Origin of the sequence: Winogradskya humida (assembly GCF_016862215.1) — a bacterium.
GTDB classification, from domain to species: Bacteria; Actinomycetota; Actinomycetes; order Mycobacteriales; family Micromonosporaceae; genus Actinoplanes; species Actinoplanes humidus.
Map to the genome: position 1 here is coordinate 240603 of NZ_BOMN01000057.1, position 21181 is coordinate 261783.

Annotated in this window: 18 protein-coding genes; 14 read left to right on the plus strand and 4 right to left on the minus strand. The window is 69.7% G+C overall.

Features of this window, described 5'->3' with window-relative positions; all coding sequences use genetic code 11:
- Window positions 1-5 precede the first annotated feature (5 nt).
- Window positions 6-887: a tRNA pseudouridine(55) synthase TruB gene (truB, locus tag Ahu01nite_RS23150; protein ID WP_203838674.1), complete on the plus strand. Its 882-nt coding sequence runs from the start codon at window positions 6-8 to the stop codon at window positions 885-887.
- Window positions 888-891: 4 nt separating this feature from the next.
- On the opposite strand, the gene Ahu01nite_RS23155 is transcribed toward truB, so the two are convergent.
- Complete coding sequence (locus Ahu01nite_RS23155; RefSeq protein ID WP_203838675.1) at window positions 892-1299, minus strand: response regulator; 408 nt, start codon at window positions 1297-1299, stop codon at window positions 892-894.
- Window positions 1296-3980, minus strand: coding sequence for a hybrid sensor histidine kinase/response regulator (locus Ahu01nite_RS23160; protein WP_203838676.1), 2685 nt, complete (start codon window positions 3978-3980; stop codon window positions 1296-1298). The genes Ahu01nite_RS23155 and Ahu01nite_RS23160 overlap by 4 nt, the downstream gene beginning before the upstream one ends.
- Before the next feature lie 101 nt (window positions 3981-4081).
- On the opposite strand from Ahu01nite_RS23160, the gene Ahu01nite_RS23165 reads away from it, so the two are divergent.
- The 6 genes from Ahu01nite_RS23165 (at window position 4082) to dapB (ending at window position 11046) form a co-directional block, all read left to right on the plus strand.
- A complete protein-coding gene (locus Ahu01nite_RS23165) occupies window positions 4082-5005 on the plus strand; it encodes a bifunctional riboflavin kinase/FAD synthetase (protein WP_203838677.1) in 924 nt (307 codons plus the stop codon).
- Between the two features lie 134 nt (window positions 5006-5139).
- Window positions 5140-5409 carry a 30S ribosomal protein S15 gene (gene rpsO, locus Ahu01nite_RS23170; RefSeq protein ID WP_023561775.1) on the plus strand — a complete coding sequence of 90 codons (270 nt, stop codon included), beginning with the start codon at window positions 5140-5142 and terminating at the stop codon, window positions 5407-5409.
- Window positions 5410-5608: 199 nt separating this feature from the next.
- On the plus strand, window positions 5609-7945 hold the full coding sequence (locus Ahu01nite_RS23175) for a polyribonucleotide nucleotidyltransferase (protein WP_203838678.1): 2337 nt from the start codon (window positions 5609-5611) through the stop codon (window positions 7943-7945).
- Between the two features lie 7 nt (window positions 7946-7952).
- Window positions 7953-9329 (plus strand): M16 family metallopeptidase, encoded by a 1377-nt coding sequence (locus Ahu01nite_RS23180; RefSeq protein WP_203838679.1) that lies wholly within the window; start codon window positions 7953-7955, stop codon window positions 9327-9329.
- Window positions 9330-9340: 11 nt separating this feature from the next.
- Complete coding sequence (locus Ahu01nite_RS23185; RefSeq protein WP_438874812.1) at window positions 9341-10315, plus strand: phosphatase PAP2 family protein; 975 nt, start codon at window positions 9341-9343, stop codon at window positions 10313-10315.
- Window positions 10312-11046 carry a 4-hydroxy-tetrahydrodipicolinate reductase gene (gene dapB / locus Ahu01nite_RS23190; RefSeq protein ID WP_275411774.1) on the plus strand — a complete coding sequence of 245 codons (735 nt, stop codon included), beginning with the start codon at window positions 10312-10314 and terminating at the stop codon, window positions 11044-11046. The genes Ahu01nite_RS23185 and dapB overlap by 4 nt, the downstream gene beginning before the upstream one ends.
- Here the strand turns inward: dapB and Ahu01nite_RS23195 are convergent.
- Entirely contained in the window at window positions 11029-11595 is a 567-nt protein-coding gene (locus Ahu01nite_RS23195; RefSeq protein WP_203838681.1) for a GNAT family N-acetyltransferase, read from the minus strand. The genes dapB and Ahu01nite_RS23195 overlap by 18 nt on opposite strands.
- 100 nt (window positions 11596-11695) lie before the next feature.
- On the opposite strand from Ahu01nite_RS23195, the gene Ahu01nite_RS23200 reads away from it, so the two are divergent.
- The 6 genes from Ahu01nite_RS23200 (at window position 11696) to Ahu01nite_RS23225 (ending at window position 18165) form a co-directional block, all read left to right on the plus strand.
- On the plus strand, window positions 11696-12910 hold the full coding sequence (locus Ahu01nite_RS23200) for a winged helix-turn-helix domain-containing protein (RefSeq protein ID WP_203838682.1): 1215 nt from the start codon (window positions 11696-11698) through the stop codon (window positions 12908-12910).
- Between the two features lie 150 nt (window positions 12911-13060).
- Window positions 13061-13606: a DUF2752 domain-containing protein gene (locus tag Ahu01nite_RS23205; protein ID WP_203838683.1), complete on the plus strand. Its 546-nt coding sequence runs from the start codon at window positions 13061-13063 to the stop codon at window positions 13604-13606.
- Between the two features lie 60 nt (window positions 13607-13666).
- The gene (gene dapA / locus Ahu01nite_RS23210) at window positions 13667-14554 is read left to right on the plus strand and encodes a 4-hydroxy-tetrahydrodipicolinate synthase (protein WP_203838684.1); all 888 of its coding nucleotides are present in this window, start codon (window positions 13667-13669) and stop codon (window positions 14552-14554) included.
- Window positions 14555-14571: 17 nt separating this feature from the next.
- Window positions 14572-16260 (plus strand): ribonuclease J, encoded by a 1689-nt coding sequence (locus Ahu01nite_RS23215; protein WP_203838685.1) that lies wholly within the window; start codon window positions 14572-14574, stop codon window positions 16258-16260.
- Between the two features lie 86 nt (window positions 16261-16346).
- Window positions 16347-17657: a S1 family peptidase gene (locus Ahu01nite_RS23220; protein ID WP_203838686.1), complete on the plus strand. Its 1311-nt coding sequence runs from the start codon at window positions 16347-16349 to the stop codon at window positions 17655-17657.
- Window positions 17658-17802: 145 nt separating this feature from the next.
- A complete protein-coding gene (locus Ahu01nite_RS23225) occupies window positions 17803-18165 on the plus strand; it encodes a DUF2784 domain-containing protein (protein WP_203838687.1) in 363 nt (120 codons plus the stop codon).
- Here the strand turns inward: Ahu01nite_RS23225 and Ahu01nite_RS23230 are convergent.
- Window positions 18136-18552 carry a type III secretion system chaperone family protein gene (locus Ahu01nite_RS23230; RefSeq protein WP_203838688.1) on the minus strand — a complete coding sequence of 139 codons (417 nt, stop codon included), beginning with the start codon at window positions 18550-18552 and terminating at the stop codon, window positions 18136-18138. The two genes, Ahu01nite_RS23225 and Ahu01nite_RS23230, sit on opposite strands and share 30 nt — an antisense overlap.
- An 87-nt stretch (window positions 18553-18639) precedes the next feature.
- Between Ahu01nite_RS23230 and Ahu01nite_RS23235 the strand changes: the two genes are divergently transcribed.
- Window positions 18640-21171, plus strand: coding sequence for an FtsK/SpoIIIE family DNA translocase (locus tag Ahu01nite_RS23235; RefSeq protein ID WP_203838689.1), 2532 nt, complete (start codon window positions 18640-18642; stop codon window positions 21169-21171).
- Window positions 21172-21181: the final 10 nt, after the last annotated feature.

The following is a 21181-nucleotide window of genomic DNA, read 5'->3' on the forward strand; positions in this document are numbered from 1 at the left end:
GAGCCGTGAACGTCGACGGTCTCATCGTTGTGGACAAGCCCGCCGGGATGACCTCCCATGATGTGGTCGCCCGGATCCGGCGCCTCGCCAAGACCCGGCGGGTGGGTCATGGCGGCACCCTCGACCCGATGGCCACCGGCGTGCTGATCATCGGGGTCAACCGGGCGACCAAGCTCCTCACGTACGTCATCGGCTCCAGCAAGAGCTACACGGCCACGATCAGGCTCGGACAATCCACGGTCACCGACGACGCCGAGGGTGACGTGACCTCGACCGCCCCGACCGGCGACGTCACCGACGAGGCGATCCGGGCCGAGCTCGCCGCCCGCACCGGCGAGATCGACCAGGTGCCCAGCGCCGTCAGCGCCATCAAGGTGAACGGTCAGCGGGCCTACAAGCGGGTCCGCGACGGCGAGCAGGTCGAGCTCGCCTCCCGCCGCGTCACGATCTTCCGCCAGGACGTCCTCGATATCCGCCGCACCGGCGACGCGATCGACGTCGACGTCGACGTGACCTGCTCCAGCGGTACCTACATCCGGGCCATCGCCCGCGACCTGGGAGTCAAGCTCGGCGTCGGCGGCCACCTCACGGCGCTGCGGCGTACGGCGGTCGGAGATCTGACCCTGGCCGAGGCGGCCACCCTGGAGCAGCTGGAGGAGCGAGCCCCGGACGTGGTGTCGCTGCCCATGGCCGAAGCGGCGCGCCAGACCTTCCCGCAGCGCGAGGCGACCCCGGAGGAGACCCGCACGCTCAGCCACGGCGGGCCGCTCGAGCCGGTGGGCATCGAGGGTCCCTACGCCGTCTTCGACCCGGACGGCAACGTCCTGGCGATCGTCGCCGAGCGCGACGGCAAAGCCCGCGCCGAGATCGTGCTGGCCCCGGCCTGATCTTCTAACGCTTCGACAGGTGCTCGGCGACGACGGCGACCAGGTCCGCGGCGGCATAGGGCTTGTCGAGGAAGCCGTCGCAGCCCGCCTCGATGGCGGCCGCGCGGTCCTGGGGCAGCACGCTCGCCGTCACGGCGACCACGCTCGGCTTGCGGCGGCCCGCGCCGACCTTGCCGGCGGCCAGCTCGCTCGCCAGGGACAGGCCGTTGCCGTCGGGCAGGTTCATGTCGAGCAGGACGAGGTCGACGTCCTGGCTGCTCAGCTGGGTGCGCGCGGCGCCGAGGCTGGAGGCGTCCAGGACCTCGGCGTCGCGTACGGCGGCGATCGCGGCCCGGGCCAGGACGGCCTTGACCAGCGTACGGTTCAGCTCCTCGTCCTCGACCAGCAGGATTCGGGGATTGTCGGCCGTCACGGGCTCTCCTTCTCGTCCACGTCTTCCGCACCGCGTACGCCCAGCAGCGGAGCGAGCTTCTCGGAGCCGGCGCCCCCGGCCATCGCGTCGGCGACGATGCCGCCGGCCATCGCGGTCGCCACCAGGGAGGCCTCGCCGGCCGTCGACGCGAGACCGAGCACGGGGGTCCGCCGGGTCGACGGCTCCTGCTCCATGGCCGCCAGCATGCTGAAACCGTCGACGGCCGGCGACTGCATGTCGCAGACGATCAGGTCGAACTGGCTCTCGCGGCTCATCGCCAGCCCGTCGTGCCCGTCGGCCACGGCCACCACGTCGGCACCGCCGGCCCGCAGGCCGTCCTCGATCGCCTGCCGGATGGTGTCGTCGTGATCGACGACAAGCACCCGCGGGGCGGCCGGGCGGGCGGCCACCGAGCGGGCCAGCGCGCCGAGCAGGGCGGCCTGGTCGACCGGTTTCACGAAGTAGTCGCGGGCGCCGAGCGCGAGCCCGGCCTGCCGCTCGTCGATGATCGTGGCGAAGAAGACCGGGATGTCGGCGAGGCGCCGGTCGGCCTTCAGCTGCCGGATCACCTCGAAGCCGTCGATGCCGGGCAGGGCGACATCGAGCACGATCGCGTCCGGCGGGCGGGCCCCGGCGGCGGTCAGGCCCGCCTCGCCCGTCCCGGCCACGTCGACCTGGTACCCGGCGTGCTCCAGCTGGGTCTGCAACAGCTCGGCGGACTGCGGGTCGTCCTCCACCAGCAGCACCCGGGCGCCCTGGCCCGCGCTGGTGGAGGTGAGGGACTGGACCACGACGGCGCCGGGTAGGCGTACCGAGAAGGCACTGCCGTAGCCCAGCTCCGAACGCACCCAGATCTCCCCGCCGTGGGCTTCGACGAGGCGTTTGGTCAGCGCCAGCCCGAGCCCGGTGCCGGCCCGCTGCCGGTCAGGATCGCCGACCTGCTGGAACTCCTCGAAGACCCGTTCCTGGTCCTCGACGGCGATGCCCACACCGTCGTCCGCGACCGTGACCAGCACGTTCTCGCCGTCGCGAACCGTCGAGACGGTCAGCTGGCCGCCCTCGGGCGTGAACTTGATCGCGTTCGAGAGCAGGTTCTCCACGATCTGCCGGAACCGTACGCGGTCGGCGCTCGCGGTGGCCGGCGACAGCTCGGTCACCACCGTCAGGGACTTCGTGATGAGCAGCGGCGACAGCCCGGTGAGCAGTTCCTGCACCGCGGTGTCGATGCGCAACGGCGCCAGCCGCAGCTCCAGCCGCCCGGCTTCGACCTTCGCCAGGTCGAGGATGTCGTTGATCAGCCCGAGCAGGTGCCGCCCGCTGGTGTGGATGTGCTCGACCCAGTCCGCGGGGACCAGGCGGCGGTCGCCGTCCGGCTCCTCCTGACGCATCAGATCGCTGAAACCGATGATCGCATTCAGAGGGGTACGCAGCTCGTGGCTCATGTTCGCCAGGAACGCGCTCTTCGCCTGGCTGGCCCGGGTCAGCGCTTCCACGGAACTGCTCAGCTCCGTCGCGAGCCGGCGCTGCGCGGTCACCACGGACATCCGCTCGGCGAGAATCCCGGCCTGCCCGCCGAGCAGCGCGAAGAGCCGCAGGTCATCGTCGCTGAACAGGCTGCGGTGCCGGTTGAACAGCAGCACCGCGCCCTCGGAGTCGGGCGGCACCGGCATGCTCAGCAGGGTCACGAAGTCGTCGCCCAGATCATCGCCGTAGTGCTCGACCAGCGCGTCGCCACCCTCGCGCAGCCGGGCCGGCTGACCCGCGCGGATCAGTTGGGTCAGGTCATCAAAACCGAGCTCTTCGGGGGTACGGATGCGGGGGCCCGCGTACGCGATGGGAGCGAGAAGACCGTCCTTGCGGGGCATGAGCACGGCGACCGCGTCAGCCCCGGTCTGCACGCGCATGATGTCCGCGTAGGTCTGCCAGACCTCTTCGGCGGATTCGACCTGGGCCCGCAGCATGCGTTCGCTGACCGACTGCGCTGTGCTCGCCGAGAAGAGGCGGCGCAGCCAGCGGGGCGGCGCGAACGCGATCAGGTACCCGATGCTGCACATCAGGCCGAGCACCCGGTAGGCCGCGATGAAGTTGTCCGCCAGCGGATGCGGCTCCTGGGGATTCATGGCTTCCCAGGGGAGGCGAGAGATCGAACCCGCGGCCAGCAGGGCGACCATCAGGCCGAACAGCAGCGTGGTCGCGGCGGCGGTGGTCAGCCGCGCCCGGTTCGCGCCGGTGCGGGTCTGTGCCTTGCTGAGCAGGAGGCGGGCGGCGACCACCTCGACCAGGATGAAGCCGGCAGCGGCGAGAGCCCAGCGCCACCAGCCTTCCGGCCGCATCGGGTGCGGGCCGAACAGGAGCGGCGTCGCGGTGCCCACGTAGACCGCGAGGGACGACCAGTTGATCCAGCGTGGCACCGCGCGGAGGCGGGCAGCGAGCCGGACGGTCAGGTAGGGCTGGGCGAAGAGCACTGTCTGTGTGATGACAGTCACCGATGTGGGTGTCGGCACCTCCGTCACCACGAGGGTGATGAAGGCGAACCACAGGGTGCAGGGCAAGAAGACGAGGGTGACATCTCGCTGCAGAGGGTCGCGCCGCCGCAGGTAGCCGACCACCGCCCGCACAAATAGGACCGCGAACATGCACTCCGCGGCGAGCGGGACGAGCGAACCAAGGCCGTCTCTCATATCGGGATCAACTGTAGCGTTTCAGGCACTCGGGGAGACCGATACTCTTACGCCTGGTCGACGCAGGTGAAATCGGTCGGCACACAGGGGAGGGCGCGGAGATGCAGCGGTGGCGCGGCTACGAGGCGGTGCCGGGCGGTTTCGGGCGGTCCGTGGTGACGATCGGCGTCTTCGACGGCGTGCACCGCGGGCACCAGGCGATCATCGGGCACACCGTGAAACGGGCGCGCGAGCTCGGCCTGCAGTCCGTCGTGGTCACGTTCGACCCGCACCCGGCCGAGGTGGTGCGCCCGGGGTCACACCCGGCGGTGCTCACCGAGCCGGTGCGGCACGCCGAGCTGATCGAGCAGCTGGGTGTCGACGCGTTGTGCGTGGTGCCGTTCACCCCCGAGTTCTCGCGGCTGAGCCCCGAGGAGTTCGTGCACGACGTCCTGGTCGAGGCCCTGCACGCCAGCGTGGTCGTCGAGGGGGACAATTTCCGCTTCGGGCACAGGGCGGCCGGTGACCTGGCGATGCTGGCGAAGCTGGGCAACACGTTCGGCTACACCGTCGAGGAGGCGCCGCTCGTCACCGCCGACGGGCTGGTCTTCTCCTCCACCTACATCCGCAGCTGCATCGCCGCCGGTGATGTCGCCGCCGCCGCTGCCGCGCTCGGCCGTCCGCACAATCTGGCGGGCGTCGTCGTCCGGGGTGACCAGCGGGGCCGGGAGCTGGGTTTCCCGACCGCCAACCTGATGTGCCACCGCTACGCGGCGATCCCGGCGGACGGCGTCTATGCGGCCTGGATGCGGCGGGGCTCCGAATCGCACCGTGCCTCGGTTTCCATCGGGACGAATCCGACATTCTCGGGTACGGAGCGCCGGGTAGAGGCCTATGTTCTCGACTTCGACGGCGACCTTTACGGCGAGCGGGTCGAGCTCGACTTCGTGGCGCACCTACGTGAGCAGCGGACATATACGGCCATCGAGCCCTTGATCACCCAGATCAACGAGGACGTGCAACAGACCCGCGAGCTGCTGCCTTAATCGGCTGGTAAAGTTAACGCCGGATCGGCATATCTGATCCCTGCATCGAAACTGATGTGCGGTCTCGCCCGCCTGCCCGACGCCGCGGGCCGCGAGGAAACCGAGTCAATCGGCAACACGGAATCACGGAGAACATGGCGCTCGATCAAGAGACCAAGACCAAGATCATGACCGAGTACGCGACCCTGGAGGGCGACACCGGCTCTCCCGAGGTTCAGGTCGCGATGCTCACCAAGCGGATCGCCGACCTCACCGAGCACCTCAAGGTGCACAAGCACGACCACCACAGCCGTCGTGGTCTGCTGCTGCTGGTGGGTCGTCGCCGCCGCCTGCTGAACTACGTTCAGAAGAAGGACATCGCGCGCTACCGGACGCTCATCGAGCGTCTCGGCCTGCGCCGATAGCTTGACCGGGGGAGTGGCCCAACGGGGCCGCTCCCCCGAGCTTTAACCCACGGACCCGCGCGGCCACAGTTCTTCTGACGGCACCGGTCCTCGGTAGTGGTTCCCGGGCCAGAATCCCGGGCACTTCGATCGAAGACCGGCCACGCTGCAACCGCGCTGTAGAGACCGCCGGGTCCTCGACGAAGGAGTACCGCACCACATGACAGAGCAGAAAGCTCTCGGCACCGAATCTCGCACCGCAGTGATCGACAACGGATCGTTCGGCACCCGTGAGATCACTTTCTCCACCGGCAAGCTCGCGAAGCAGGCCGGCGGATCGGTCATCGTCCAGCTGGGCGAGACCACCGTTCTCTCGACCACCACGGCCGGTAAGCACCCGAAGGAGCACTTCGACTTCTTCCCGCTGACGGTCGACGTCGAGGAGCGGATGTACGCCGCGGGCCGCATCCCCGGCTCGTTCTTCCGCCGGGAGGGCCGCCCCAGCGAGGACGCGATCCTCACCTGCCGCCTGATCGACCGGCCGCTGCGCCCGTCGTTCACCAAGGGCCTGCGCAACGAGGTCCAGGTCGTCGAGACCGTCCTCGCGCTCGACCCGGCGCACCCCTACGACGTCGTCGCCATGAACGGCGCCTCGATGTCGACCAAGCTCTCCGGCCTGCCGTTCAGCGGCCCGGTCGGCTCGACCCGCGTGGCGCACATCGAGGGCCAGTGGGTCGCGTTCCCGACCATCGAGGAGCTCGAGCGGGCCACCTTCGACATGGTCGTCGCCGGTCGGGTCGTCGGTGACGACGTCGCGATCATGATGGTCGAGGCCGAGGCCACCCCGCACGCGGTCAAGCTGATCGCCGCCGGTGCCACCGCGCCGACCGAAGAGGTCGTGGCGAGCGGCCTGGAGGCCGCCAAGCCCGCGATCCGCGAGCTGTGCCGCGCGCAGAGCGAGCTGGCCGAGATCGCCGCGAAGCCGGTCCAGGAGTTCCCGGTCTTCCTCGACTACCAGGACGACGTCTACTCCGCGGTCGTCGAGGCCGTTCGCGAGGAGACCGCCGAGGCCCTCAAGATCGCTGCCAAGCAGGAGCGCGAAGAGGCCCTCGACCGGGTCAAGGACAAGGCGCACGAGCTGCTCGACGCCCAGTTCGAGGGTCGCGAGAAGGAGATCAGCGCGGCGTTCCGCTCGGTCACCAAGTCCGAGGTGCGCCAGCGCGTGCTGCGCGAGCAGGTCCGCATCGACGGCCGTGGCCCGCGTGACATCCGCCCGCTGAGCGCCGAGGTCGGCATCCTGCCGCGGGTGCACGGATCGGCGCTGTTCGAGCGGGGCGAGACCCAGATCATGGGCGTCACCACGCTGAACATGCTGCGCATGGAGCAGGCCCTGGACACCCTCTCCCCGGAGAAGTCCAAGCGCTACATGCACAACTACAACTTCCCGCCGTACTCCACCGGTGAGACCGGCCGCGTCGGTTCGCCGAAGCGCCGCGAGATCGGTCACGGCGCGCTGGCCGAGCGGGCCCTGGTGCCCGTCCTGCCGTCGCGTGAGGAGTTCCCCTACGCGATCCGTCAGGTGTCCGAGGCACTCGGCTCCAACGGATCCACCTCGATGGGTTCGGTCTGCGCCTCGACGCTGGCCCTGCTCAGCGCCGGTGTGCCGCTGAAGGCGCCGGTCGCCGGCATCGCCATGGGCCTCATCTCCGACGAGGTCGACGGCAAGACCCAGTACATCGCGCTGACCGACATCCTCGGTGCCGAGGACGCGTTCGGTGACATGGACTTCAAGGTCGCCGGCACCAGCGAGTTCGTCACCGCGCTGCAGCTCGACACCAAGCTCGACGGCATCCCGTCGGACGTGCTCGCCGGTGCGCTGCAGCAGGCCCACGAGGCCCGCGCCACGATCCTCGATGTGATGACCGCGGCGATCGAGGGCCCGGCCACGATGAGTGACTACGCCCCGCGGGTCACCACCGTGAAGATCCCGGTCGACAAGATCGGCATGGTCATCGGCCCGAAGGGCCAGACGATCAACGCCATCCAGGACGAGACCGGCGCCGACATCTCGATCGAGGACGACGGCACGATCTACGTCGGCGCGACGAACGGCCCCTCGGCCGACGCCGCGGTGGAGCGGATCAACGCCATCGCCAACCCGACGCTGCCGAAGATGGGCGACAAGTTCCTCGGCACGGTCGTGAAGACGGCCGCGTTCGGCGCGTTCATCTCGCTGCTCCCGGGCCGCGACGGCCTGCTGCACATCTCCAAGGTGGGCGACGGCAAGCGCGTCGACAAGGTTGAGGACTTCCTCAACGTCGGCGACAAGGTCGAGGTCTCGATCGCGGACATCGACAACCGCGGCAAGATCTACCTGGACAAGGTCCGCCCCGAGGGCGAGGAGGCTCCGGCCGCCCCCGCCGCCGCTGCGGATGGTGACAAGCCCCGCGAGGAGCGCGCACCGCGCGCCGAGCGTGGTGGCGACCGGGCCGAGGGTGGCGAGCCTCGCCGCCGCCGTGCCCGTCCCGCCGGTGACCGCGGCGGAGACCGCGGCTAATCACCACATGACAACGAGCACTAACCGCGGGCAGGCCGAAAGGCCTGCCCGCGCGTCTACCCCGTCCGGCCGCCCCGCCGCCACCCCCAGACGGACGAAGACCGATTCCCTGCAAGACGGTGTACGCCGCACGACTCTCCCGAGCGGCCTGCGCATCCTCACCGAGGCGATCCCGACAACCCGCAGCGCCGCACTCGGCGTGTGGGTCCGGATCGGCTCCCGCGATGAGACGCCCGCGATGTCCGGCGCCTCGCACTTCCTCGAACACCTGCTGTTCAAGGGCACGGAGAAGCGCTCGGCCCTCGACATCTCCGCGGAGATCGAGGCCGTCGGCGGCGAGACCAACGCCTTCACCACGAAGGAATACACCTGCTACTACGCGCGGGTGCTCGACGCCGACCTGCCGCTCGCCATCGACGTGCTCTGTGACGCCGTCGCCAACTCGGTGCTCGCCCCGGCCGACGTGGAGACCGAGCGTGGCGTGATCCTCGAGGAGATCGCCATGCACGACGACGAGCCCGGTGACGAGGTGCACGACGTCTTCAGCGAGGCGATCTTCGGTCCGGGCACGGCGCTGGGCCGGTTGATCTCCGGCACCGAGGAGACCATCACGCCGATGACGCGTACGCAGATCAACCGGTTCTATCGCAGCCGGTACAAAGCGTCCGAGATCGTCATCACCGCGGCCGGCAACCTCGACCATGCGAAGGTCGTCAAGCTCGTCCGGGCAACGCTCGCGGGCAGTCCGCTCGATCACGAGCCCGAGCAGGCGAAACCGCGCTCGACGACCCGGCACAAGACGCAGCGCCCGACGACGGTTGTCCGCAACCGGGACACCGAGCAGGCCCACCTCGTCCTCGGCGGGATCGGCATCACCCGCGACGACGAGCGGCGTTTCGCGCTGGGCGTGCTCAACAACGTCCTCGGCGGGGGCATGTCGAGCCGGCTGTTCCAGGAGATCCGGGAGAAGCGCGGGCTCGCGTATTCGGTCTACTCCTACGGCAGCCAGTACGCCGACGCGGGCCTCTTCGGCGTCTACGCGGGCTGCGCGCCGGGCAAGGCCGACGAGGTGCTGAAACTGATCCGCGCCGAGTTGGCCGCGGTGGCAGCCGACGGCATCACCGAGGCCGAGCTGGCCCGGGGCAAGGGCATGGTCAAGGGCTCGTACGTCCTCGGCCTGGAGGACACCGGCTCGCGGATGAGCCGCCTCGCGAAGTCCGAGCTGCTCTACGGCGACCTGATGGGCGTCGATGAGCTGCTGGCCCGGGTCGACGAGGTCACCCTCCAGGAATGCAACGAGCTCGCCGCCGACCTGTTCACCCAGCCGATGTCCCTCGCGGTGGTCGGGCCGTTCGACGACGACGCCTTCGCGGCCGCCAGCTAACCTGGGACCCCGTGACCGTCGTCAGCCCCCCGCCCCCCGTCGAGGAAACGGCGGCCCCTGCGGCTCGCCGCAAGCGCCGCATCATCGGCATGTCCATCTGGGCGGTGCTCTTCGCGGTCGGCACGTACTTCATCGGCGTGCCGACCAGCGACCCGCTCATCGCCTTCGGCTGGCTGTGGCTCGCCACCATCGCGTGGCGCAGCGACCTGCCCTGGCGCCAGCACCTGCTCTTCCTGCGTGACTGGCTGCCGATCTCGCTGCTGCTGGTGCTCTACAACATCTCCCGCGCGTACGCCGACGACCTGTTCGCGCCGCACGTCTTCCCGCTGATCCACGCCGACGAGGCGATGTTCGGCTGGGCGACCGGCGACGTGGTCCCCACGGTGTGGCTCCAGGACCACCTCTACCGGCCCGACGTGGTGCAGTGGTGGGAGGTCGTGGTCTCGCTGGTCTACGTCTCGCACTTCCTCGCGGTGCCGACCATCGGCGTGCTGCTGTGGCTGCGCCAGCGCGAGCTGTGGGCCCGGTTCATGCGCCGCTGGTTCGTGCTCAGCTTGTTCGGCCTCATCACGTATTTCCTCTACCCGGCCGCGCCGCCGTGGTGGGCGTCGCTCTACGGCCAGCTCCCGCAGCACGTCGAGCGCATCTCGACGAACGGGTGGAACGCGATCGGGCTGCACAGCGCCGGTAACACGCTCAACGCGCTGCAGGTCGACGCCGCCAACCCGGTCGCTGCGATGCCTTCGCTGCATACGGCGTACGCCATGATGGCCGTCTCGTTCTTCCTGCCGATGGTGGCGAAGAAGTGGTGGCCGCTGCTGCTCGCCTACCCGCTCGCGATGACCTTCACCCTGGTGTATTCCGGCGAGCACTACGTCATCGACGTGCTGGTCGGCTGGGCGTACGTAGCGGGGATCTTCCTGCTCGTGGGCTTCGCCGAGCGCTGGTGGGCCCGCCGTCGTGATGCCGATAGGGTGTCCGCGTGACGATCCGAGTGGGTGTTCTGGGAGCTCGGGGCCGGATGGGCTCCGAGGCGTGCAAGGCGATCGAAGCGGCCGGTGATCTCGAGCTGGTCGCGGCCGTCGTCCGTGGCGACAAACTCGAAGACGCCGCGGGCGCCGACGTCCTGGTCGACCTCACCACGCCGGACGCGGTCATGGACAACCTGCGCTGGGCCATCGACCGGGGCCTCCACGCGGTCGTCGGGGTCAGCGGCTTCGACGAGCAGCGCCTCGGCCAGGTCCGCTCGTGGCTCGCCGACCGCCCGGAGGTCGGCGTGCTGATCGCCCCCAACTTCGGCATCGGCGCGGTGCTGATGATGCAGTTCGCGGCCCGCGCGGCGAAGTATTTCGAGTCCGCCGAGATCATCGAGCAGCACCACCCGCGCAAGCTCGACGCCCCCAGCGGCACCGCCTCGCACACGGCCCGGCTGATCGGCGCCGCCCGATCCGAGGCCGGCCTGGGACCCATGCCGGACGCCACCAAGGAGGAGATGTCCGGGGCACGCGGCACCGAGATCGACGGCGTGCGGGTGCACTCGATCCGCGCAGCCGGCCTGGTCGCCCATCAGGAGGTCCTCTTCGGCACCACCGGGGAGACGCTCACGATCCGCCACGACAGCCTGGACCGGTCGTCGTTCATGCCGGGCGTGCTGCTCGGCATCCGCACCATCCAGAGCCGGCCCGGCCTGACCCTCGGGTTAGACCCCCTGCTCTAGGGAAACGTGCAGGCGTAGCTGGTTGACCAGCATGTCGTCGACGTCGAGGGCCCGGCCGACACCATCGGGCTCCCAGCCGGCCGATACGAGGAACTTCCGCATCGCGTCGTCGGCCTCGTAGGCCCATGCCACCGCCGAGACGAAGCCGTCCTCCCGCCACAGATCCACGGTGGCCTGCAGCAGCCGGCTGCCATGGCCACGGCGGCCCCAGCGCGGCTCCACCAGCAGGTCGGTGATCGCGGCGACGTTGTCCGGGAGGGCCGGCTCCTCGGGCGCCAGCGCCTGCTCGTCGGCGGGACCGGAGGCGGCGAAACCGATCACGGTCTGCGCGCTCTCGCTCTGCTCGACGGCGATCAGGACGCGGTGGCGGGGTGACGGGGTCGCGTCGATCGCCTCGGCCCAGCCCCGGGCCAGGTAGGCCTCGTCGAGGTTGGCCAGCACGTGGGCGGGGAACATCCGCCGATATGCCGTACGCCAGGTCGTGAGCTGAATGCGGGCGATCTCCGCGGCGTCCTCGGGACGGGCGGGACGGACGAAGCCGAGAGCCATGCCCGGCAGCCTACAGATCCACGATGTACGCCCACCGCGGCAGTGTCACCACCGGGTTACGGGGCGTCTTGTCGTACCCGTGGGCTAATCTCCTGCGACGATGGCTGTTCCTGAATCCCTCAGCGTCGCCCAGGCCCGCCGCATCACGCTGGCCGCACAGGGCTTCACCGACCGCGCACCCGGCGGCGCCACCGACCTGCGCCACCTGCGCCGCGTCCTGCGCCGGCTCCACCTGATCCAGATGGACTCGGTCAACGTCCTCCAGCGCGCGCACTACATGCCGCTCTACAGCCGCCTGGGGCCGTACGACCCGGCGCTGCTGGAGCGTGCCGCCTACCGCAACCCGCGCGAGCTCTTCGAGTTCTGGGGGCACGAGGCGTCGCTGATCACGGTGGACCTCCAGCCCCTGTTCCGCTGGCGGATGGCCCGCGCCAAGGACTACGCGTGGGGCAACATGGTCCGGATCGCCACCCAGCAGCCCGAGCTGGTCGCCCGCGTCCTCGGCGAGGTCCGCGACCGGGGCCCGATCACCGCCGCCGAGATCGAGCACGACGTCCCCCGCGCCAAGGACAACTGGGGCTGGAACTGGTCGGTGGTCAAGCAGGCCCTCGAGTGGCTGTTCTACTCGGGCGAGATCACTGCTGCCACGCGTACGACTTCCTTCGCCCGCAGCTACGACCTGACCGAGCGCGTTCTGCCCCGGAAGATCCTCGACACCCCGACGCCGAGCCCGCAGGACGCCTTCCGCGCGCTGGTCGAGCTCGCCGCCCGCTCCCTGGGCGTCGCCGCCGAGGGGGAGCTCCGCGACTACTTCCGCCTCCCCGTCCTCGGCTTCAAACAGGCCGTCGCCGAGCTCGTCGAGGACAAGGTCCTGCTCCCGGTCACGGTCAAGGGCTGGAAAGCCTCCACCTACCTGCACCACGAGGCGAAACTGCCCCGCCGCGTCCAGGCCGCCACCCTTGTCAGCCCGTTCGACCCTCTCATCTGGGAGCGCGCCCGCACCGAGCGCCTCTTCGACATGAACTACCGCATCGAGATCTACGTCCCCGCGGCCCAGCGTCTCTACGGCTACTACGTCCTGCCGTTCCTGCTCGGCGACACGTTCGCCGCCCGCCTCGACCTCAAGGCCGACCGCAAGGCCGGCGTCCTGCAGATTCCCGCGGCCTGGCAGGAACCCACCGCCGACCCCGACGAGACAGCCGCGGCCCTGGCCATCGAGCTCCGCCGCCTCGCGTCCTGGCTCGGCCTCTCCGCCATCAGCCCACCCGAACGAGGCGATCTGGCCGGCCCCCTCACCGCAGCGCTCAAAGCCTGACCCTGCCCGCTCCGGCCAGGCCGTTCCGCGCGGCCTGATCGGGGACGGCCTGCGCTGTTTCGCACGGCCTGATCGGGGACGGCCTGCGCTGTTTCGCACGACCTGATCGGTGGACGGCTGCGCTGTTCCGCCGGGTGTACCGTGGCGCCCATGAGCAGCACGGCCACCCCGCAGCCCCCCGCACCCCCCAGCGCGGAGTGGGCGGGTTACCCGGGCTACGCGGGCTACCCGCCGTACCCGCCGCCGAAGCAGGACCGGGTCTCACGCTTCATCCAGTCCAAATGGCAGTCGTCCCCGCTCTGGGTGGCCCCCACGGCGATGCTGGTCTGCATGGCAGGCGCGGTCGGCTACACCCTGGCATCGAACCCCGCAGCGGCCGACGCGGGCTCAGCCCCCACCTGCCTGCTGAAATACACCACCGGCTTCGTCTGCCCCGGCTGCGGCGGCACCCGGGCGGCCTGGTTCCTGCTCCACGGCGACATCCCTGCAGCAGCGCGCCATCACGCCTTGTTCGTCTTCGCCGTCCCGTTCCTGCTCTACATGTACGTAGCCTGGGCCGCGAAACGGGTTTTCGGCTGGAAGATCCCCCAGCTCACCCTCACCCCCACGGTCCTGGGCATCTTCATCGCCGCCTGGGGCCTCTTCAGCATCGCCCGAAACCTCCCCTGGGCCCCCTTCACCTCCCTCTACGTCTGAGGCCGTCACCGCCCGGAAGCCCACCCGGTGGCAAAACAGCTAGTCGGATAAGTTAAAGGCATGACGCAGCACCCCTTCGGCCGCCTGATCTCCGCCATGGTCACCCCGTTCACCCCGGACGGTGCCATCGACCTGGAGGGCGCAGCTGTCCTCGCCAAGTGGCTGGTTGACGAGCAGGGTCATGACGCGCTGGTCATCAGTGGCACGGGTGGGGAGTCACCGACCACGACCGATGCCGAGAAGGAGCAGTTGCTGCGGGCCGTCGGCGAGGCTGTCGGCGATCGGGCGAAGATTCTGGCGGGTGTGGGGACCAACAACACCGCGCACACCGTGGAGTTGGCGCGTTCGGCGGAAAAGGCCGGCGCTCACGGGTTGCTCGTGGTCACGCCCTACTACAACAAGCCGCCGCAGTCCGGGCTGTTGCAGCATTTCACCACCGTGGCGGACGCCACCGGGCTGCCGGTGCTGCTGTACGACATTCCGCACCGGTCGGGCGTACCGATCGCTACTGAGACTTTGGTGCGGCTGGCCGAGCATCCGAATATCGTCGGGGTGAAGGACGCGAAGGGTGACATCGCGGCTACCTCTGACGTGCTGCGGCGTACGGACCTTGCCTTCTATTCGGGTGAGGATGCCGCGACGCTGCCTCTGCTGGCAGTGGGTGCGGCCGGGGTGATCGGCACGTCGACGCATTTTGTGGGGCCGCGGACGAAGGAGATGATTCTGGCTTACGAGCGGGGTGACGTCGCCGGTGCGCTCGCGTTGCACCGGCAGATGCTGCCGCTCTACACCGGGATCTTCCGCACCCAGGGCACGATCCTCGTCAAGGCCGGGCTGCGCGCCCTGGGGCTGCCCGCGGGCCCCGTGCGGCTGCCGCTGGCCGACGCCACAGACGCGGAAATGGACCAACTGCGCCAGGACGCCAAAGCGGCCGGCGTGGACCTCTGAGAACCGGAAAGAAGTAGATGAGCCAAGCGCACGCCGAGCTGGATCCGCCACCGCCGTTGCCGGAAGGCGCCCTGCGCGTCATGCCGCTCGGCGGCCTCGGCGCCATCGGCCGGAACATGACCGTTTACGAGTACGACGGCAAGTTGCTGGTCGTCGACTGCGGGGTCCTCTTCCCCGACGTGGAGCAACCCGGCGTGGATCTGATCCTGCCGGACTTCACTCCTATCCTGGACCGCCTCGACGCCGTGCAGGCGATCGTCCTCACCCACGGGCACGAGGACCACATCGGCGCGGTGCCCTACCTGCTGGCCCACAAGCCGGACATCCCGCTCGTCGGGTCCGAGTTCACCCTCGCGCTCGTCGAGGCGAAGCTGGCGGAGCGCCGCCTGGACCCCTACACGCTGACGGTGCGGGAGGGTCAGCGCGAGCGAATGGGCCCGTTCGAGCTGGAGTTCTTCGCGGTCAACCACTCGATCCCGGACGCTCTCGCCGTGGCAGTGCGGACCCCCGCCGGCCTGGTGCTGCACACCGGTGACTTCAAGATGGACCAGGTGCCGCTCGACGGCCGGATCACCGACCTCGCCGGGTTCGCCCGGCTGGGTATGGAGGGCGTCGACCTGCTGCTGTCGGACTCCACGAACGCGGAGATCCCCGGCTTCGTCACGCCCGAGCGCGACATCGGCCCGGTCCTCAACGCGATCTTCGGCAAGGCCCACGGCCGGGTCATCGTCGCCAGCTTCGCGTCGCACGTGCACCGCGTGCAGCAGGTCTTCGACGCGGCGTACGAGTACGAGCGCAAGGTCGCCCTGATCGGCCGGTCGATGGTCCGCAACATGGGCATCGCCCGGGATCTCGGCCTGCTGCACATTCCGGAAGGCCTGCTGGTCAGCCTGGACGAGGCGACGAACCTGCCGCCGGACGAGATCGTCTTCATGTCGACCGGGTCGCAGGGCGAGCCGATGAGCGCGCTGGGCCGCATGTCGACCGGCGATCACCGGCACATCACGATCGCCCCGGGTGACACGGTGGTGCTGGCGAGCTCGCTGGTGCCCGGCAACGAGACGAGTGTCTACCGGGTGATCAACCAGCTGGCCCGGGCCGGTGCCACGGTGGTGCACAAGGACACCGCGAAGGTGCACGTCTCCGGGCACGCTCCGGCGGGCGAGCTGCTCTATCTGCTCAACGTCGTACGCCCGAGCAACCTGATGCCCGTGCACGGAGAGTGGCGGCATCTGCGGGCCCACGCCCAGCTCGGCATCGAGTCCGGGGTCGCGCCGGACCGCGTCGTGCTGTGTGAGGACGGCGATGTCGTGGACCTCGTCGAGGGTCACGCGCGGCACGTCGGCAGGGTCAAGAACCGCTATGTGTACGTCGACGGGCTGGCCGTCGGTGACGTCAGTGAGTCGCTGCTGACCGAGCGCCGGATACTGGGCGACGGCGGGTTCATCTCGGCCACCGTGGTGATCGATTCGGTCACCGGCAAGGTCGTGGGGGAGCCCACGATCATGGCGAAGGGCTTCTCCGAGGACCCCGAGGCATTCAACCCGATGATTCCCTTGCTCACTGCGGCCCTGCATCGCTCGGCCGAGGAGGGTGTCGTCGACACCCACCAGTTGCAGCAGGTCGTACGGCGTACGGTCGGTCGCTGGGTGAACGACGCCTACCGTCGCCGGCCGATGATCGTGCCGACTGTGGTCGAGGTTTGACCGTTTTTTGAACTGTTCCGGGCTCCCCTTCGTATCGATGAGCACGGTGCCGCCCCCACGGCACCGCGATGCGAGGGGAGTACCGAATGCAGCGCAGAACGGTTGTCGCGATCGCGGCGACAGTGACGGCAGCGGGCGCGGCGGTGGCTTTCACACTGCCTTCCATGGCGGGCACCAGCCCGTCGGGGTCCGCCGCCGCACAGCCTGGCGCAGTGGCGCCACAGCTGCTCGCGGCCATGAAGCGGGATCTCGGTGTCAGCACCGATGAGGCCACCGCGCAGGTCGAGCGGGCGAAGTGGGCGGCCGGCGTGGCGACTACGCTGCGTGACACCTCCGGGGATTCCTACGGCGGTTCCTGGCTCACGAACGGCACCACGCTCAACATCGCGATCACCGACCCGGGCCTGGCGGACGACGTCAAGGCCGCCGGTGCGGTGCCGAAGCTGGTGAAGCGCAGCGTCGCCCAGCTGGACTCCGCGAAGAAGGCGCTCGACACCACCGCCACGAAGGCAGACCTGGTCCTGCCCGGCTGGTATGTCGACGTGGCGTCGAACAAGGTCGTCATCCAGGCGCTGCCGGGCTACACCGAGTACGCCGCGGAGCTCGCCGAGGACGCCGGTCTGCCGGATTCCGCCGTGAAGGTGGCCACCGTCAAGGCGGCGCCGAAGCCGCTGGCGGACGTCATCGGTGCCCAGCCGTACTTCATCAACCTCGACGGCGGCCAGGCCCGCTGCTCGATCGGGTTCGCGGTCGAGGGCGGTTTCGTCACCGCCGGGCACTGCGGCGCGGCGGGCACCGTGACCACCGACTTCGAGGGCGGCGCGCAGGGCGTGGTCGAGGCCTCGGTCTTCCCCGGCGACGCCGACATGGGCTTCGTGAAGACGGAGGCGGGCGTCGGCCTGCAGCCGTTCGTCGACGACTTCCAGGGCAACGCGCTGCCGGTCGCCGGCAGCACCGAGGCGCCGATCGGTTCGGCCGTGTGCCGCTCCGGTTCCACCACGGGCCTGCACTGCGGGACGATTCTGGCGAAGAACCAGACGGTCAACTACCCGGAGGGCGCGGTCACCGGCCTCACCCGTACGGATGCCTGCGCCGAGGGTGGCGACTCCGGCGGCTCCTGGTTCACCGGTGACCAGGCCCAGGGCGTGACCTCGGGCGGTTCGGGTGACTGCACGGTCGGCGGCGAGACGTTCTTCCAGCCGATCACCGAGATCCTCGACACGAACAACCTCACGCTGATCACCACCGATGGCGGCGCCGCGACCCCGCCGCCGGCCGAGGCTTCGACCCCGCCCGCGTCGGCTGAGCCCACAGCGTCGGCTTCGGCCGAGCCGACCACGCCCCCGGCGTCGTCGGGTGGCCAGCACCACCGTCGCGGTCACCACCGCCACAACTGACCCACCTGAAATACCCGCTCGAAGACGTGCTGCCCGCGTAGGCCATCCTCCGTCCTACGCGGGCAGCGCTGTGCTGCTACCCAAGCTGTGCTTACCACCCCAAGCCTGGACTATCAGTCGGCGGAGCTATCTGTACCTTGGCGCCGTGGGTTACGAACTGGTTGTCGCGTTTGCCGTCGGCGCGCATTACGCGTTCCTGGCGTTCGGTATCTTCGGCGGCTTCCTCGCCTGGCGCTGGCCCCGCCTGATCTGGGTGCAGGTGATCGCCGCGCTCTGGCTGCTGGTCATCGTGGTGGCGAAGCTGAAGTGCCCGCTCACCTGGCTCGAGGACCGCGGTCGTGAAGGGCTGGGCAAGCCCGCGCTCGAGGGCGGTTTCCTCGACAACCACGCCGCCGGTGTCTTCTACCCGCACGGCTACGAGTGGGTCGCGCAGATCGTGGTGGCCGTCCTGATCCTGACCTCGTGGACCGGCTTCGCCCTACTTCAGCGCCGCCGCCGCCTCCGCTAGCTCCACGCCGGTGGCGATCCCGCAGATCATCACCTGGTCGAGCTGCTCCAGCGTGACGCCGTGCTCGAAGTCCGCGCCGACCTCGCCGACGACCCGCACGACTCCGTCGTCGCCGGTGTGGACGTACGCCTTGGGCCAGAGCCGGTCGTGGTTCCAGGCGTTGCAGAACGCGTACAGCTTGGGCACGTCGTCCGTACTGAAATCGGTGTGGGTCAGGATGCGGACCTGGAAGATCTCGCCGTCCTTGCCCACCCGGAAGAAGTAGATGTGGCAGCTCTGCCAGTCGCCGGCGATGTCACCGTCCTCGTCGGTGAAGTAGGCGAACTCGCGCGCGTCCAGGGCCGCGGAGATCAGTTCGTTGCTCAGGGGCTGCAGAAACGCGGACATCGCTTGATCCTAAACGTTCTCAAATGCGAAAGATGGTCGCGGTGCGGCGCGCGTACGCGTGAGCGCGCACAAGTTACGGTATGAGGCATGGCGGGCCGTACTCCTCCGGCGAGCCGGGGCAGCACATCCAGGGGCGGCGCCGCATCGAAGGGCGGCACCGCGTCTTCGCGTGCCCGGCAACCGGCTCCTCGCAAGTCGGCGCCCCGTAAAGCCGCGGCCCCACGGGTCAGGGCGAAGAGCGCGACGAAACCGCGGCCGAACCCCGGCGCGGTGGTCGGTAGTGGCGTCAGGGTTCTTTTCATGGGTGTGGCGCACAGCGTCGGCTGGGCCGCCCGCGGTGTCGGACGCCATGCCGCGACGGCCAAGGACATCGATCCGGAGCATCGCCGCGACGGCGCCGGGCTGCTCATGCTGGGCCTGTCGATCCTCATCGGCGTCGCCGTCTGGGCTGGTTCCGCGGGCCCGGTCGGCAAGCGGCTGGCCGACGCGGTCCATCTTTTCTTCGGCGGCCTGGCCGTCCTGCTTCCGCTTCTTCTGCTGTACGGCGCCATCCGCCTGATGCGTAAGCCCGCGGATCCGGAGCACCGGGGCCGGTCCCTGGTCGGCTGGTCGGCGCTGGTGGTCGCGACCGCGAGCCTGCTGCACGTCGCCCAGACACCGAGGGACAGCGCAGGTCTCGACGACGCGGGCGGTCTCATCGGGTACGGAGTCGGCGCCCTGCTCGAACGCGCCGTCACCGCCTGGGTGGCGGTGCCGCTGCTGATCCTGCTCTTCGTCTTCGGGCTGCTGGTGATCACCGCGACGCCGATCAGCCGGGTCCCGGAGCGCGTGATGCTGCTCGCCGACATGCTGCTGGGCCGCTCGTCGACGATCCGGTCGCCGCTGCCCACCGCCGACGAGATCATGCCCGACCTCGACGCGGAGGACGGCGAAGAGGAGCCCAAACGCCGCCGGCCCCCGCGGCGCCGGCAGGGTTCGCTGGCCGACATCGGGCTGGGCTCCGCCGAGGACGACGAGCCGCCGGTCGAGGACGAGATCCTGCACGACACGGTCGCCCTGCCCCGGATCCCGAAGGTCCCGTCCCGGCGCAAGGCACCCGAGCATTCCCCGGCGCCGGTCGTGGCCGAGCAACTGGAGATCAAGCCGGTCCCGGGGCAGTACACGCTGCCGCCCGCCGCGATGCTGGGCACCGGCTCCGCGCCCAAGACCCGCAGCAAGGCCAACGACGAGGTGATGGTCGCCCTCACCGGCGTCTTCGACCAGTTCCGGGTCGACGCGCAGGTCGTCGGGTTCACCCGGGGCCCGACGGTCACCCGCTACGAGGTCGAGGTCGGCCCGGGGGTCAAGGTCGAGCGGATCACCCAGCTCTCCCGCAACATCGCGTACGCCGTGAAGTCCCCGGACGTGCGCATCCTCTCGCCGATCCCGGGCAAGAGCGCGGTCGGCGTGGAGATCCCGAACACCGACCCGGAGAACGTCTCGCTCGGTGACGTGCTGCGCTCGCGAGCCGCCACCAACGACCAGCACCCGATGGTCGTCGCGCTCGGCAAGGACATCGAGGGCGGCTTCGTCGTCGCCAACATGGCCAAGATGCCGCACATCCTGATCGCGGGCGCGACCGGTGCGGGTAAGTCGTCGTGCCTCAACTCGCTGCTGGTGTCGATCCTGACCCGGGCCACGCCGGACGAGGTGCGGCTGCTGCTGGTCGACCCGAAGCGGGTGGAGATGACGGCGTACGAGGGCATCCCGCACCTCGTGACGCCGATCGTGACGAACCCGAAGAAGGCGGCCGACGCGCTCGAGTGGGTCGTGCGCGAGATGGACATGCGCTACGACGATCTTGCGGCCAACGGCGTACGCCATATCGATGATTTCAACCGCAAGGTCCGCAGCGGCGAGATCGTCGCGCCGCCGGGCAGCGAGCGGGTCATGAAGCCGTACCCCTATCTGCTGGTTGTCATCGATGAGCTCGCCGACCTGATGATGGTGGCGCCCCGCGACGTCGAGGACTCGGTGGTCCGGATCACCCAGCTCGCCCGGGCGGCCGGCATCCACCTGGTCCTCGCCACCCAGCGCCCGTCGGTCGACGTGGTCACCGGCCTCATCAAGGCGAACGTCCCGTCCCGGCTCGCGTTCGCGACGAGCTCGCTCGCCGACTCCCGGGTCATCCTCGACCAGCCGGGCGCCGAGAAGCTGCTCGGCCGGGGCGACGGTCTCTTCCTGCCGATGGGCGCCTCCAAGCCGGTGCGCATCCAGGGCGCGTGGGTGGACGAGAAGGAGATCCACGACGTCGTCAAGTTCTGCAAGGACCAGCGCGAGGCGGAGTTCCGCGAGGACGTCACCGCGCCGCCGCCGAGCAAGAAGAAGGACATCGACGAGGAGATCGGCGACGACCTGGACGTCCTGATCCAGGCGATCGATCTCGTGGTCACCTCCCAGTTCGGCTCCACCTCGATGCTCCAGCGCAAGCTGCGGGTCGGCTTCGCCAAGGCCGGCCGGCTGATGGACCTCATGGAGACCCGGGGCATCGTCGGGCCGTCCGAGGGGTCGAAGGCCCGCGAGGTCCTGATCAAGCCCGACGAGCTCGAAGAGACGCTCGCCACGCTCCGCCTCGACTGATCGGGCCGTG

Excerpts from the sequence above, each read along its gene's own strand:
- Ahu01nite_RS23160 (WP_203838676.1), bottom strand. The coding sequence starts at position 3,980 with ATGAGAGACGGCCTTGGTTCGCTCGTCCCGCTCGCCGCGGAGTGCATG.
- Ahu01nite_RS23165 (WP_203838677.1), top strand. The coding sequence starts at position 4,082 with ATGCAGCGGTGGCGCGGCTACGAGGCGGTGCCGGGCGGTTTCGGGCGG.
- rpsO (WP_023561775.1), top strand. The coding sequence starts at position 5,140 with ATGGCGCTCGATCAAGAGACCAAGACCAAGATCATGACCGAGTACGCG.
- Ahu01nite_RS23175 (WP_203838678.1), top strand. The coding sequence starts at position 5,609 with ATGACAGAGCAGAAAGCTCTCGGCACCGAATCTCGCACCGCAGTGATC.
- Ahu01nite_RS23180 (WP_203838679.1), top strand. The coding sequence starts at position 7,953 with ATGACAACGAGCACTAACCGCGGGCAGGCCGAAAGGCCTGCCCGCGCG.
- Ahu01nite_RS23195 (WP_203838681.1), bottom strand. The coding sequence starts at position 11,595 with ATGGCTCTCGGCTTCGTCCGTCCCGCCCGTCCCGAGGACGCCGCGGAG.
- Ahu01nite_RS23200 (WP_203838682.1), top strand. The coding sequence starts at position 11,696 with ATGGCTGTTCCTGAATCCCTCAGCGTCGCCCAGGCCCGCCGCATCACG.
- Ahu01nite_RS23205 (WP_203838683.1), top strand. The coding sequence starts at position 13,061 with ATGAGCAGCACGGCCACCCCGCAGCCCCCCGCACCCCCCAGCGCGGAG.
- dapA (WP_203838684.1), top strand. The coding sequence starts at position 13,667 with ATGACGCAGCACCCCTTCGGCCGCCTGATCTCCGCCATGGTCACCCCG.
- Ahu01nite_RS23215 (WP_203838685.1), top strand. The coding sequence starts at position 14,572 with ATGAGCCAAGCGCACGCCGAGCTGGATCCGCCACCGCCGTTGCCGGAA.
- Ahu01nite_RS23220 (WP_203838686.1), top strand. The coding sequence starts at position 16,347 with ATGCAGCGCAGAACGGTTGTCGCGATCGCGGCGACAGTGACGGCAGCG.
- Ahu01nite_RS23230 (WP_203838688.1), bottom strand. The coding sequence starts at position 18,552 with ATGTCCGCGTTTCTGCAGCCCCTGAGCAACGAACTGATCTCCGCGGCC.
- Ahu01nite_RS23235 (WP_203838689.1), top strand. The coding sequence starts at position 18,640 with ATGGCGGGCCGTACTCCTCCGGCGAGCCGGGGCAGCACATCCAGGGGC.